Origin of the sequence: Pseudomonas inefficax (assembly GCF_032164165.1) — a bacterium.
Lineage (GTDB): Bacteria > Pseudomonadota > Gammaproteobacteria > Pseudomonadales > Pseudomonadaceae > Aquipseudomonas > Aquipseudomonas inefficax.
The window spans coordinates 3,908,981-3,921,204 of the sequence record NZ_CP134401.1; the positions used below are offsets into that span (position 1 = coordinate 3,908,981).

A 12,224-nucleotide genomic window follows, 5' to 3' on the forward strand; every position below is an offset into this window, starting at 1 on the left:
ACACCCGCGAAGCGCCGCGCGGGCGGCGCTCGATCTCACAGGCGCAGACAATGCTGTGCCGATCACCCCAGCCCCAATGCCTCAAAAGCAGGTAGAATCACGCCCTGACTCATTCAGGGCGTTTTTCTATGCGTATTGGCCATGGCTACGATGTGCACCGTTTCTGCGACGGTGATTTCATTACCCTGGGCGGGGTGCGTATCCCCCACAAATACGGCCTGCTGGCCCACTCCGATGGCGACGTGTTGCTGCACGCCCTGAGCGATGCCTTGCTAGGCGCGGCAGCGCTGGGAGACATCGGCAAGCACTTTCCCGACACCGACCCGCAGTTCAAGGGCGCCGACAGCCGCGTGCTGTTGCGCCATGTGGTCGGCATCGTCCAGGCCAAGGGCTGGAAAGTCGGCAACATCGACGCCACCATCGTCGCCCAGGCGCCGAAGATGGCCCCGCACATCGAAACCATGCGCAAGCTGATCGCCGAAGACCTGCAGGTCGAGCTCGACCAGGTCAACGTCAAGGCTACCACTACCGAGAAGCTGGGCTTCACCGGCCGCGAGGAGGGCATCGCCGTGCATTCGGTAGCCCTGCTGCTGCCAGCATGACCGAACTGGAACTGCTGGGCCCGCGCGCATCGGGCGAACCGCTGGGTACCGCCGTCCTCAAGGCGGTGGCCGAAGATTTCCAGGTCGACGAAGTACTGGACATCCCGCTGTCGGGCCAGGGCGAGCACCTGTGGCTTTGGGTCGAGAAGCGTGACCTGAACACCGAGGAGGCGGCCCGCCGCCTGGCCCGTGCCGCTGGGGTGCCGGTGCGCACGATCAGCTACGCCGGCCTCAAGGACCGCCAGGCCCTGACCCGCCAGTGGTTCAGCCTGCACCTGCCAGGCAAGGCCGACCCGGACCTGTCACGTGCCGAGGATGCCAGCCTGCGTGTGCTCAAGCAGGTGCGCCACCAGCGCAAGCTGCAGCGTGGCGCGCATTCGGCCAACGGCTTCACCTTGCGCCTGACTGCCCTGGCTGCCGATCACCAGGCGGTGGATGCGCGCCTGGAACAGCTCAAGCAGCACGGCGTGCCGAATTATTTCGGCACTCAGCGCTTCGGTCACGGTGGCGGCAACGTTCACGACGCCCTCGATTGGGCCGCACGCAAGGCCTTGCCCGAACAGCGCAACGTGCGTTCGCGGTTGCTCTCGGCCGGGCGCAGCTACCTGTTCAACCAGGTGCTGGCCGCCCGTGTTGCCGACGGTAGCTGGGCGCGTGCCCAGGTGGGCGACCTGTTGGCGTTCACCACCAGTCGTAGCTTCTTTCCTGCTGGGGAGTCGGAATGTTCCGATCCTCGGCTGGCGATCCTTGACTTGCATCCGACCGGCCCGCTGTGGGGAGCAGGCGATTCGCCGGCTACGGGAAGTTCTGCGCAACAAGAGGATGCGATCGCCGCACGGCAGCCGGCACTTTGCCAGTGGCTGGCCTTGGCGGGCATGGATCACGAACGACGTATTCTGCGGCTCCCTATTGGCGGTCTTACGTGGCATTATCCCGAGCCTGATATCCTGCAACTGGAATTCGTCCTTCCGGCCGGATGCTTCGCCACCGTGGTGGTGCGCGAAGTCGTGGATCTGGTGTCGGCGGGGCAGACGGACAGCTCATGCGTATTCTGATTTCGAACGACGACGGTGTTACCGCACCCGGCATCGCCGCGCTGCACGCTGCGCTGGCGGATTACGCCGAGTGCGTGGTTATAGCCCCGGATCAAGACAAGAGCGGCGCCAGCAGTTCGCTGACGCTGGACCGGCCACTGCACCCGCAGACCTTGGCCAATGGCTTCATCAGCCTCAACGGCACGCCGACCGACTGCGTGCACCTGGGGCTCAATGGGCTGTTGCCACAGACGCCGGACATGGTCGTGTCGGGGATCAACCTCGGTGCCAACCTGGGCGACGACGTGCTCTATTCGGGCACGGTCGCGGCCGCGCTGGAAGGCCGTTTTCTCGGTGGTACCTCGCTGGCGTTTTCGTTGTTGTCGCGCCAGCCGGACAACCTGCCGACCGCGGCCCATATCGCCCGCCGCCTGGTCGAGGCGCAGTCGCGTCTGGCCTTGCCGCCGCGCACCGTGCTCAACGTCAACATCCCCAACCTGCCGCTGGAGCACATTCGTGGCATTCAGCTCACCCGCCTCGGTCACCGGGCGCGGGCGGCGGCGCCGACCAAGGTGGTCAACCCGCGCGGCAAGGAGGGCTACTGGATCGCCGTGGCCGGGGATGCCGAGGACGGTGGCCCGGGTACCGACTTCCATGCGGTGATGCAGGGCTATGTATCGATCACTCCGCTGCAGCTCGACCGCACCTTCAGTGATGCCTTCGAGCAGCTCGACGGTTGGCTGGAGGGCCTGCTCTGATGCGCGAGGACGATATGCTGCGGCGTGGCATCGGCATGACCTCCCAGCGTACCCGGGAGCGGCTGATCCAGCGCCTGTGCGAGGAGGGCGTATCGAACACCAAGGTGCTCGACGTGATCCGTCGTACCCCGCGCCATCTGTTCGTCGACGAGGCGCTGGCGCATCGCGCCTACGAAGACACTGCGCTGCCGATCGGCCACAACCAGACCATCTCGCAACCATTCATGGTTGCCCACATGAGCGAGCTGCTGCTCGAGGCCGGGCCGCTGGACAAGGTGCTGGAGATCGGCACCGGTTCGGGCTACCAGACGGCAATCCTGGCCCAGCTGGTCGAGCGGGTGTTCTCGGTGGAACGCATCAAGGTGCTGCAGGACCGGGCCAAGGAGCGCCTGGTGGAGCTGAACCTGCGTAACGTGGTGTTCCGCTGGGGCGACGGTTGTGAAGGCTGGCCGGCGCTGGCGCCGTACAATGGCATCATCGTCACCGCCGTGGCGCCGGAAGTGCCGCAGGCACTGCTTGACCAGCTGGCACCCGGTGGCCGTATGGTGATCCCGGTAGGGCCGGCCGGTGAAACCCAGCAGCTGATGCTGATCGTGCGCGAGGAGCATGGATTCTCTCGCCGGGTGCTGGGGGCCGTGCGCTTCGTACCGCTGCTCAACGGCCCGCTGGCCTGAACACGGCTGGTTCGAGCCGCGCGATATTTTTGCGCCAGCACCGAATTCTTGCGGCAACGCCCTGTCTATCTGGCGGGGTGAAGCGCCAGCGCACTGCGTGCACCAAGGCTTTGCAGCAGTCTTTCACCCACCCTGCCAATGCGGGCGGGCTTGGTTATAATTGCAACAATATTGCATTTCTTGTCTTCATATCGTTTTCGGCACCATGAGGGGAGCGCGGGTGGGTCACACAGTCATTCGGCAGCGCAAGGACGGGTCGGGTTTCACGCTTCTGGTGATTGCACTGGCCATGGGCACGCTACTGGTGGGTTGCTCTAGCACCAGCAGCAATAGCGCGCGGGTGGTCGACCGCAATAACACCGTGCCCAAGCGCCCGGCTGTAACCACCGGGCAATACATCGTCAAGCCTGGCGATACGCTGTTCTCCATCGCCTTCCGTTATGGCTGGGACTACAAGGAACTGGCTGCGCGCAACGGCATCGCGGCGCCTTACACTATTCGCCCGGGGCAAGCGATTCGTTTCAGCAGTGGCTCTACCGGCAGCACCACGGTGGTGTCCAGCCCGTCGTCGTCGAGCAAGACCACGGTCATCCGGCGGCCTGTGGGCAGTACCAGCACACCCCCTGCCAGCACCACCAGGCCGGCCACGCCGGCAGCCTCCAGCAGCGCCCCGGTGGTTGCCACGGTGCCTGCCGCAGAGCGCGCAGTAGGTGGCTGGACCTGGCCTGCCAATGGCGTGCTGATTGGAAAATTCGCTTCAAACGGTAGTTTGAATAAAGGCATTGATATCGCCGGTGATTTGGGACAGCCTGTTTTTGCTGCGTCTGATGGTTCAGTGGTGTACGCCGGGAGTGGCTTGAGGGGCTATGGCGAACTGATCATCATCAAGCACAGCGATACCTACGTCAGTGCCTACGGCCATAACCGCAGGCTGTTGGTTCGGGAGGGGCAGCAGGTCAAGGCAGGGCAGTCGATTGCTGAAATGGGGTCCACGGGCACTGATCGGGTGAAGCTGCATTTCGAGATTCGCCGCCAGGGCAAACCCGTCGATCCGCTCCAGTTCCTGCCACGTCGTTGACCGTTGGGCCCGGCCTGTTCCTGTGATGTAGAGGGGACAGGCTCCAGCGCTGCCAGGGAGACAGGTGCCGCTCGAGTCTGAGTTCGAACTCAGCAAAGGACTATAACAATGGCTCTCAGTAAAGAAGTGCCGGAGTTTGACATCGACGATGACCTACTTCTGATGGAGACGGGTATCGTTTTGGAAACGGATGTGGTGTCAGACGAACCTGCTGTATCTTCGGTTCGGACGAGGGCCAAGTCGGGCTCTTCGCTCAAGCAACACAAGTACATCGATTACAGCCGGGCGCTCGATGCCACCCAGCTGTATCTCAACGAGATCGGATTCTCGCCTCTGCTTTCGCCGGAAGAGGAAGTGCACTTTGCGCGCCTGTCGCAAAAGGGCGACCCCGCCGGCCGCAAGCGCATGATCGAAAGCAACCTGCGCCTGGTTGTAAAAATTGCCCGCCGTTACGTGAACCGCGGCCTGTCGCTGCTCGACCTGATCGAGGAGGGCAACCTGGGCCTGATCCGTGCAGTCGAGAAGTTCGACCCGGAGCGTGGTTTCCGGTTCTCGACCTATGCGACCTGGTGGATTCGCCAGACCATCGAGCGGGCGATCATGAACCAGACCCGCACCATTCGCCTGCCGATCCACGTGGTCAAGGAGCTGAACGTCTACCTGCGCGCCGCGCGCGAGCTGACCCAGAAACTGGACCACGAACCCTCGCCAGAAGAAATCGCCACGCTGCTGGAGAAGCCGGTCGCCGAGGTCAAGCGCATGCTGGGCCTGAACGAGCGGGTGTCTTCGGTGGATGTGTCGCTCGGCCCGGACTCGGACAAGACCCTGCTCGATACCTTGACCGACGACCGCCCGACCGACCCGTGCGAACTGCTGCAGGATGACGACCTGTCGCAGAGCATCGACCAATGGCTGGGTGAGTTGACCGACAAGCAGCGTGAGGTGGTGGTGCGCCGCTTTGGCCTGCGCGGGCATGAAAGCAGCACCCTGGAAGATGTCGGCCTGGAGATCGGCCTGACCCGTGAGCGGGTACGGCAGATACAGGTCGAGGGGCTCAAGCGTTTGCGTGAGATCCTCGAGAAGAACGGCCTTTCCAGTGAATCGTTGTTCCAGTAGCGAAGGTCTGTAACAGCAAACGCCCCGATGACCTCGGGGCGTTTTTGTATGTGGCGACCAGAGGTGTCCCATTCAAAATTGCCGGGGGCGCTTTGCGCCCCTTTCGCGACACAAGGCCGCTCCTACAGGGGGCGCGATCATGCAGGCGATCGCGGTCCTCTGTAGGAGCGGCCTTGTGTCGCGATGGGCTGCAAGGCAGCCCCAAAATCGCTCAGGCAAAACCAATATCAAATGTGTACCGCGCCACCCCAGTAACATCGCGTGTAAGCCTTTGCTTACTTGTTCTGTAAGCCTTCTATGTATGCTTCAGTAAATCATTGTCGTATCCAGCACCTGTATTTTCCCAACTCATTGAAAACCTTCGCTTATTCAGCTGTGAGGAAATGTGTCACCTGCAATACCCTGTGAGGTTTAGCGGTTGCCCGCCCAGCGCAAGTCGCTAGTATTCGAACTGTGCACAGGGACATGCACAGGCTTTCAGGAGGAAAGCCAGGGACATCGCAAGAAGCGATTTCATCAGGATGATGTTTGGGACAAGCAGGGACTACGGAAAAAAATGTGGGCGGGTCAAACCGCCCCTTTTTTTTGCCTGCAAAAAACAAAAAAGGCCGCAAGGGCCTTTTTCGTATGCGGCGCTATCAGCGCTCCAGGTGTTCGATCTTGCCGGTCTTGCCGTCCCACTCTTCAGCGTCTGGCAGGGCGTCCTTACGCTCGGTGATGTTCGGCCAGACTTCCGCCAGTTCGGCGTTCAGCTCGATGAAGTTTTCCATGCCCGCTGGCACTTCGTCTTCCGAGAAGATGGCTTGCGCTGGGCACTCCGGCTCGCACAGGGCGCAGTCGATGCACTCGTCCGGATGAATGACCAGGAAGTTCGGGCCTTCGTAGAAGCAGTCCACCGGGCAGACTTCCACGCAGTCGGTGTATTTGCATTTGATGCAGTTGTCGGTGACGACGAAGGTCATTTCTAATTCTCTCCTCAGGCGACGGCGGCGGCCCTTCCTCTCAGGGCCGCGCGGTTTACGGGCATGTGGCTGCAGGCCAGGCTAATAACCTGCAGCACCAGCAAACCGCGGCGGATTCTACCAGCTTGTAGTGGGCGCCGTTATAACAGGTTCTTTAGTTGATATAGCATTTCGATAGCTTGACGCGGGGTCATGTCGTCCAGCTGCAGCTTGCCCAGCTTCTCGATGGCCGGGTGTGGAAGGCTGGCGAACAGGTCGCTCTGGTGCGGGACCTGTGGCACGTCCTTGGCCTTTTGGGCCGGGGGCTGTTCATGCGCAAGGCTGGTGGTTTCCAGTCTCGCCAGATGTTCACGGGCACGCTGGATGACGGCCGTCGGCACGCCAGCCAGCTGCGCCACGGCCAGGCCGTAGCTCTGGCTGGCGGGGCCAGGCAGCACGTGGTGCAGGAACACGATGCGCTCGTTGTGCTCGGTGGCGTTCAGGTGAACGTTGGCCACCAGCGGCTCGCTTTCCGGCAGCACGGTGAGCTCGAAGTAGTGCGTGGCGAACAGTGTATAGGCACGCAGCTGGGCCAGGCGCTCGGCGGCGGCCCAGGCCAGCGACAGGCCGTCGAAGGTACTGGTGCCGCGGCCCACTTCGTCCATCAGCACCAGGCTGCGGTCGGTGGCGTTGTGCAGGATATTGGCGGTTTCGCTCATCTCGACCATGAAGGTCGAGCGGCCGCCGGCCAGGTCGTCACTGGAGCCGATGCGGGTAAAGATGCGGTCGACCAGCGACAGCTCGCAGCTGGCCGCCGGCACGAAGCTGCCGATGTGCGCAAGCAGCACGATCAGGGCGGTCTGGCGCATGTAGGTAGACTTACCGCCCATGTTCGGGCCGGTGATGATCAGCATGCGCGTGCTGTTGTCCAAGCCCAGGTCGTTGGCCACGAACGGTGTGGTCAATACCTGTTCCACCACCGGGTGACGGCCCTGCTCGATACGCAGGCACGGCTCGTCGACGAAGCGCGGGCAGTTCAGGTCCAGGTTCAGCGCACGTTCGGCCAGGTTGCTGAGCACGTCCAGTTCGGCCAGGGCGGCGGCGCTGTCCTGCAGCGGCGCCAGGTGGCTGATCAAGGTTTCCAGCAGAGCGTCGTAGAGCATCTTTTCGCGGGCCAGGGCGCGGCTCTTGGCCGACAGCGCCTTGTCCTCGAACGCCTTCAGTTCCGGAGTAATGAAGCGCTCGGCGCCCTTGAGGGTCTGACGGCGGATGTAGTCGCCCGGGGCCTGCTCGGCCTGCTTGGTCGGCAGCTCGATGAAGTAGCCATGCACCCGGTTGTAGCCGACCTTGAGGTTGGCCAGGCCGGTGCGGGCCTTTTCCCGGACTTCCAGGTCGATCAGAAACTGGCCGGCGTTCTCGCTGATCGCCAGCAGCTCGTCCAGTTCGTTGTCATAGCCGGCCTTGAGCACGCCGCCATCGCGGATCACCGCCGGCGGGTTGTCGATGATCGCCCGCTCCAGCAGGCTGGCCAGTTCGGGGTAGGTGCCGGTAATGGCGGCCAGGCGGGCCAGGTGCGGTGCCTCCAGCTCGGCCATGGCGTTCTGCAGCTCGGGCAGCGCGCCCAAGGCGTCGCGCAGGCGTGCCAGGTCGCGTGGGCGGGCGTTGCGCAGGCCGATACGGGCGAGAATCCGCTCGATATCGCCGATTTCCTTGAGCTGCGGCTGCAGCTTCTCGAAGCGGTAGCCGTCGAGCAGGCAACGGATCGAGTCCTGGCGTGCCTGCAACACCTTGAGGTCGCGCAACGGGCGGTTCAACCAGCGGCTCAGCAAACGGCTGGCCATGGCGGTCTGGCAGCGGTCGATCACCGATTGCAGGGTGTTGTCGCGGCCGCCGGCCAGGTTGATGTCCAGCTCCAGGTTGCGGCGGCTGGCGCCGTCGAGGATGACCGTGTCGTCCAGGCGTTCGTGGCGCAGGCTGCGCAGGTGCGGCAGGGCAGTGCGCTGGGTTTCCTTGGCGTAGATCAGCAGGCAACCGGCGGCGCCGATGGCCAGGGTCAGCTTGTCGCAGCCAAAGCCCTTGAGGTCCTTGGTCGCGAACTGCTGGCACAGGGCCTTGCGCGCCGAATCACGGTCGAAGTCCCATGGCGCGCGGCGACGGGCGCCCGGGCGTTTTTCGGCAGGCAGGTCGCGCGGCCAGTCGTCGGGGATCAGCAGCTCGACCGGGTTCAGGCGCTCGAGCTCGGCCAGCAGGTTTTCCCAGCCCTTGATCTCCTGCACGCTGAAGTTGCCACTGGTGATGTCCAGTACGGCCAGGCCGAACAGGCGCTCGTCACCGAGCAGCGCGGCAATCAGGTTGTCGCGACGTTCGTCGAGCAGGGCCTCGTCGCTGACCGTACCGGGGGTGATGATGCGCACCACCTGGCGTTCCACCGGGCCCTTGCTGGTGGCGGGGTCGCCAATCTGTTCGCAGATCACCACCGATTCGCCGAGCTTGACCAGCTTGGCCAGGTAGCCTTCCAGCGAATGGAACGGAATCCCGCACATGGGGATGGACTGGCCGGCCGACTGACCGCGCGCGGTCAGCGTGATGTCCAGCAGTTTTGCGGCTTTTTTCGCATCTTCGTAGAAGATCTCGTAGAAGTCGCCCATGCGGTAGAACATCAGCTGGTCCGGGTGCTGGTTCTTCAGCTTCCAGTACTGCTGCATCATTGGGGTATGGTCGGAAAGACTGGACATTCAAGGCCTTACAGCTGTTCGTCTATTAGACAATCGCGATCTGTCTAAAATTAAGGCGGGTATTCTGCCAAGATTCGTCCGCTTTTGGGACAGAGATTTCATCAGATAATGCGTGATTGCATATTGGCACTGCCATTTCACCCATGTACCATTCGCGTCCGAATCAAGCGTTGGTAGGCGAAGCATTGGAAGCTGCAGCAAATGATCAGCTGGACGAAATCGTAAGGGTTCCCGCCAAAATTCGGCTGGAGCTTCCCAACGAAATCTCTCGTGCCTCGGTTCAGCCTGTCATAGATCAGCTGAACGCAGCACAGCCTGGTAGCAGCTTCGAGCTACATCTGCGCCACAACGGCGGCGGGTGTGTAGCAACGATGATTGATCTGATCGTGGCGCTGAACGAGACCAAGGGAATGGTGGAAATCACCTTTGGTCGCTACGTCATGAGTGCTGCTGCCACTATTTGGCTATGGTTCTTGGTAAGAGCCACCGAGAACGTGCGATCTCTGCCTCCCCTCAAGCCTGGTGTGGTGATGTACCACCGGCCGAGGAGAACGCAGCAAGGAGAATATCTCTGCTTTGCAGACGAGGTTGAGCCTGAGCATCCGCTCAAGGAACCCTTGCAGCAGCAGTTCAAGCTGTTCGATGACCTCTTTATGGATGTCTATACAGCATTGCTTTTAATGGCTCCTGATGGTTCTGTAAGAGACGCCCCATCAGAAAGCTTGATTTGTGAGGAGGACGGGCTAACGTATCGTCATTGGCTAGCCCGACTCAAAGATGCATACCTGGGGAACCAAGACGTTTTGATTCCCGTCTGATAGAAATGAAAGACAGTGAGAAAGTGAGAAAGGGAATGGGAGATATGCATATGGTTGGGAAATCGTTGCGAAATCTAAGGCCCATGTCGCAGACAGCGCGAAAGGAAAACCTTGAGAAATCTCGAAAGTCGATCGCTGATTTCAAGCAAGCATCGCGTGATATTCACCAAATTTGTGCTGCCAACGGCCTGGCTGAGCCAGTACTGATGGCCTGATCCTTTGATCAGAAGCACAGAAAAGGCCCCTCATTTGAGGGGCTTTTTCGTTGGGCTGGATACGGATGTTTTTTCCAATGCGACTGACCTTGGGCCGGTTGCAACTTTGATATCTCGAAGGCGCAGATAGCGCTGAGTCATCCGGCCATCTGTGTGACCACCCAGCCTCTGGGCATCATTACCCTGTTTGTCGGTATCGGTCAGCGACTTGGCTCTAAGGTCGTGGATGGTAGCTCCGGTGACGTTGGCCTGATCGCAGGCCTTCTTGAATGCATCCTTAACCGTTTCATAGGAGACCGGCTTGCCACCGCCCCGGGTGCAGAACAAGGTGAGCCCGGGAACCTTCCTGTGAATCGCCCCTGGTTTTCTAGACACTCTCCAAGCTCAGGAAATAGCGTTTCTCATACTCTACTGGAGACAGCTGCATAGCACTGCTGTGTCGGCGTTTAGGGTTATAGAACATCTCGATGTAATCGAAAATATCACTTCGGGCTTCTTCACGGGTTGTGTAGATCTTTCGTCGGATTCGCTCTCGCTTCAAAAGCTGGAAAAAGCTCTCGGCTACGGCATTGTCGTGGCAGTTTCCCCGCCGGCTCATGCTGCTGATTACATTGTTGGCCTTCAAAAAGCTTTTCCAATCCGAGCTACTGAACTGACTGCCTTGATCTGAGTGAATCATAACTTGCTGCTGAGGCTTGCGTCGCCAAACAGCCATCAACATCGCGTCGATAGCCAGGTCGCTGCACATCCTTGGCTTCATTGACCAACCAATTACTTGGCGTGAGAACAGATCCAGCACTACCGCGAGGTAGAGCCACCCTTCATAGGTGCGGATGTAAGTGATATCTGTCACCCAGACCTTGTTCGGCTCACTTACCTTGAACTGCCGCGCGAGGTGGTTGGGCGAGGCCACTGTTGGTTTTCCACCATAGAACCCTGGACGCCGCCGATAGCCCGTTTGAGAACGCAGCCCCTCCGCCTGCATCAAGCGCCTGACTCGATTTCGGCCGCATTCCTCTCCCAGCTCACGCAGGTCATCGTGAATTTTGCGGTAGCCGTATACACCTCCGCTTTCCAGCCAAGCGTGTTTGATCAAGCCAAGCAGACGTTGATCTTCTTTTGCTCGGGCAGATTGAGGCTCGGCCAGCCAGGCGTAATAGCCGCTGGGGTGCACCTTGAGGGTTTGGCAAAGGCGCCGCACCGGGTAATCAGTCGAGTGCTTCTTGATGAAGGCGTACTTCAGCCGCACTCCTTGGCAAAGTACGCGGCGGCCTTTTTTAAGATGTCTCGCTCTTCCGTCACGCGCTTGAGTTCAGCGCGTAGCTTGCGCAGTTCGGCCTGCTGATCGTCGTCTTGCTGACGCTGCTCTTGGGGCTTGCTGTAGACCTTGATCCAGGCGTAAAGACTGTGCACGGACATGCCCAGGCGCTGGGCGACATCGGCGACAGGTTTGCCTTTCTCGGTCACTTGCTTGACCGCTTCGATCTTGAATTCTTCGGGGTAACGCTGACGACTCATGGCACCTCCTATTTGGGCCTCATTATGAGGCTTGGAGGTGTCTACGAAACCAGGGGCGATTCAGTTTTCATTGAGCGAGCTTTGAAGGCACAGAAGCCCGACCACGGTTTTCCCGCCACCTGTGTTCATCTTCAGTGTCAGGTCGCGTGCTGCTCTACGAGTGAACCAGGCGTCCAGTACGTCAGCTTGCTCATCAAGCGGGCGACGAAATCGAGTGTCTCGCTTCAACGTGGTGAAGATTTTTCGCGGATCAATCTGCTTAGACGCCGTGCCGGCGTTGAGTTTGTCGAAATTTAAAACCATGTCCCCTCCCTAGAATACTTGTTTTGCCTAGTGCGTATCTATTTACAAGATCGCTTGTTCCTGCTGGTCCGCCACGGGTGTTATTCGACTAGCTGCTTGGCAGAGCCACTGATCTTGCGCCTTGGCGCTCCAGATAGAAAGCACCTGATTCTTGGCATCACCCCTACACTGTGGCCAGGTGTTCGGGCACTTTTTTAGCAGTTTGCCGTGAATGCTGGCCCAAGCATGCTTCAAGCTGACAACCGCCTGGTTGCGCAAGCAAATTCGAACGGCTGCTTTGGGTCGAAAGCGGACGGTGCAGATAGGAATGTTGTCTTGGCTACATGAGCCTGTTTCTCTGAGCTGAACAACTAGTTTGCCCTGGGGGCTGATCCTGATGGGCGAAAGAGTCGAACAGGAACGGGAAAACGGACTTGACCCTGACGTTACGGG

Annotated in this window: 11 protein-coding genes and 1 pseudogene; 7 read left to right on the forward strand and 5 right to left on the reverse strand. The window is 60.5% G+C overall.

Annotated features, from left to right (window positions below; all coding sequences use genetic code 11):
* The first annotated feature begins 128 nt into the window (after window positions 1-128).
* The 6 genes from ispF (at window position 129) to rpoS (ending at window position 5,262) form a co-directional block, all read left to right on the forward strand.
* Complete coding sequence (gene ispF / locus RIN61_RS17610; protein ID WP_015269207.1) at window positions 129-602, forward strand: 2-C-methyl-D-erythritol 2,4-cyclodiphosphate synthase; 474 nt, start codon at window positions 129-131, stop codon at window positions 600-602.
* Entirely contained in the window at window positions 599-1,657 is a 1,059-nt protein-coding gene (gene truD, locus RIN61_RS17615) for a tRNA pseudouridine(13) synthase TruD (protein ID WP_112251069.1), read from the forward strand. The genes ispF and truD overlap by 4 nt, the downstream gene beginning before the upstream one ends.
* On the forward strand, window positions 1,645-2,394 hold the full coding sequence (surE, locus tag RIN61_RS17620) for a 5'/3'-nucleotidase SurE (RefSeq protein ID WP_085626450.1): 750 nt from the start codon (window positions 1,645-1,647) through the stop codon (window positions 2,392-2,394). Before truD ends, surE begins: the two co-directional genes overlap by 13 nt.
* A gap of 35 nt (window positions 2,395-2,429) precedes the next feature.
* Window positions 2,430-3,068 carry a protein-L-isoaspartate(D-aspartate) O-methyltransferase gene (locus RIN61_RS17625; RefSeq protein WP_015269209.1) on the forward strand — a complete coding sequence of 213 codons (639 nt, stop codon included), beginning with the start codon at window positions 2,430-2,432 and terminating at the stop codon, window positions 3,066-3,068.
* A gap of 220 nt (window positions 3,069-3,288) precedes the next feature.
* The gene (locus tag RIN61_RS17630) at window positions 3,289-4,146 is read left to right on the forward strand and encodes a peptidoglycan DD-metalloendopeptidase family protein (RefSeq protein WP_313853133.1); all 858 of its coding nucleotides are present in this window, start codon (window positions 3,289-3,291) and stop codon (window positions 4,144-4,146) included.
* Window positions 4,147-4,254: 108 nt separating this feature from the next.
* Window positions 4,255-5,262, forward strand: coding sequence for an RNA polymerase sigma factor RpoS (rpoS, locus tag RIN61_RS17635; protein ID WP_013971277.1), 1,008 nt, complete (start codon window positions 4,255-4,257; stop codon window positions 5,260-5,262).
* Between the two features lie 638 nt (window positions 5,263-5,900).
* On the opposite strand, the gene fdxA is transcribed toward rpoS, so the two are convergent.
* Complete coding sequence (gene fdxA / locus RIN61_RS17640; protein ID WP_112251073.1) at window positions 5,901-6,224, reverse strand: ferredoxin FdxA; 324 nt, start codon at window positions 6,222-6,224, stop codon at window positions 5,901-5,903.
* Window positions 6,225-6,364: 140 nt separating this feature from the next.
* Window positions 6,365-8,938: a DNA mismatch repair protein MutS gene (mutS, locus tag RIN61_RS17645; protein ID WP_313853136.1), complete on the reverse strand. Its 2,574-nt coding sequence runs from the start codon at window positions 8,936-8,938 to the stop codon at window positions 6,365-6,367.
* A gap of 143 nt (window positions 8,939-9,081) precedes the next feature.
* On the opposite strand from mutS, the gene RIN61_RS17650 reads away from it, so the two are divergent.
* On the forward strand, window positions 9,082-9,756 hold the full coding sequence (locus tag RIN61_RS17650) for a hypothetical protein (RefSeq protein WP_084296974.1): 675 nt from the start codon (window positions 9,082-9,084) through the stop codon (window positions 9,754-9,756).
* Window positions 9,757-10,001: 245 nt separating this feature from the next.
* Here the strand turns inward: RIN61_RS17650 and RIN61_RS17655 are convergent.
* The 3 genes and pseudogenes from RIN61_RS17655 to RIN61_RS17665 all read right to left on the reverse strand — a co-directional run.
* Window positions 10,002-10,328 (reverse strand): annotated as a pseudogene (locus tag RIN61_RS17655) (tyrosine-type recombinase/integrase); the annotation flags it as partial.
* A 10-nt stretch (window positions 10,329-10,338) separates the two neighbouring features.
* Window positions 10,339-11,489, reverse strand: a protein-coding gene (locus tag RIN61_RS17660; RefSeq protein ID WP_087535084.1) for an IS3 family transposase whose coding sequence is annotated in 2 segments (ribosomal slippage) — window positions 10,339-11,255 and window positions 11,255-11,489 — 1,152 coding nt in all. Because the reading frame shifts where the segments join, the coding sequence is not laid out codon by codon here.
* 60 nt (window positions 11,490-11,549) lie between these two features.
* Window positions 11,550-11,792: a hypothetical protein gene (locus tag RIN61_RS17665; RefSeq protein WP_313853140.1), complete on the reverse strand. Its 243-nt coding sequence runs from the start codon at window positions 11,790-11,792 to the stop codon at window positions 11,550-11,552.
* Window positions 11,793-12,224 lie beyond the last annotated feature (432 nt).

Coding starts and splice junctions, on each gene's coding strand:
- ispF (WP_015269207.1), top strand. CDS start 129: ATGCGTATTGGCCATGGCTACGATGTGCACCGTTTCTGCGACGGTGAT.
- truD (WP_112251069.1), top strand. CDS start 599: ATGACCGAACTGGAACTGCTGGGCCCGCGCGCATCGGGCGAACCGCTG.
- surE (WP_085626450.1), top strand. CDS start 1,645: ATGCGTATTCTGATTTCGAACGACGACGGTGTTACCGCACCCGGCATC.
- RIN61_RS17625 (WP_015269209.1), top strand. CDS start 2,430: ATGACCTCCCAGCGTACCCGGGAGCGGCTGATCCAGCGCCTGTGCGAG.
- rpoS (WP_013971277.1), top strand. CDS start 4,255: ATGGCTCTCAGTAAAGAAGTGCCGGAGTTTGACATCGACGATGACCTA.
- fdxA (WP_112251073.1), bottom strand. CDS start 6,224: ATGACCTTCGTCGTCACCGACAACTGCATCAAATGCAAATACACCGAC.
- mutS (WP_313853136.1), bottom strand. CDS start 8,938: ATGTCCAGTCTTTCCGACCATACCCCAATGATGCAGCAGTACTGGAAG.
- RIN61_RS17650 (WP_084296974.1), top strand. CDS start 9,082: ATGTACCATTCGCGTCCGAATCAAGCGTTGGTAGGCGAAGCATTGGAA.
- RIN61_RS17665 (WP_313853140.1), bottom strand. CDS start 11,792: ATGGTTTTAAATTTCGACAAACTCAACGCCGGCACGGCGTCTAAGCAG.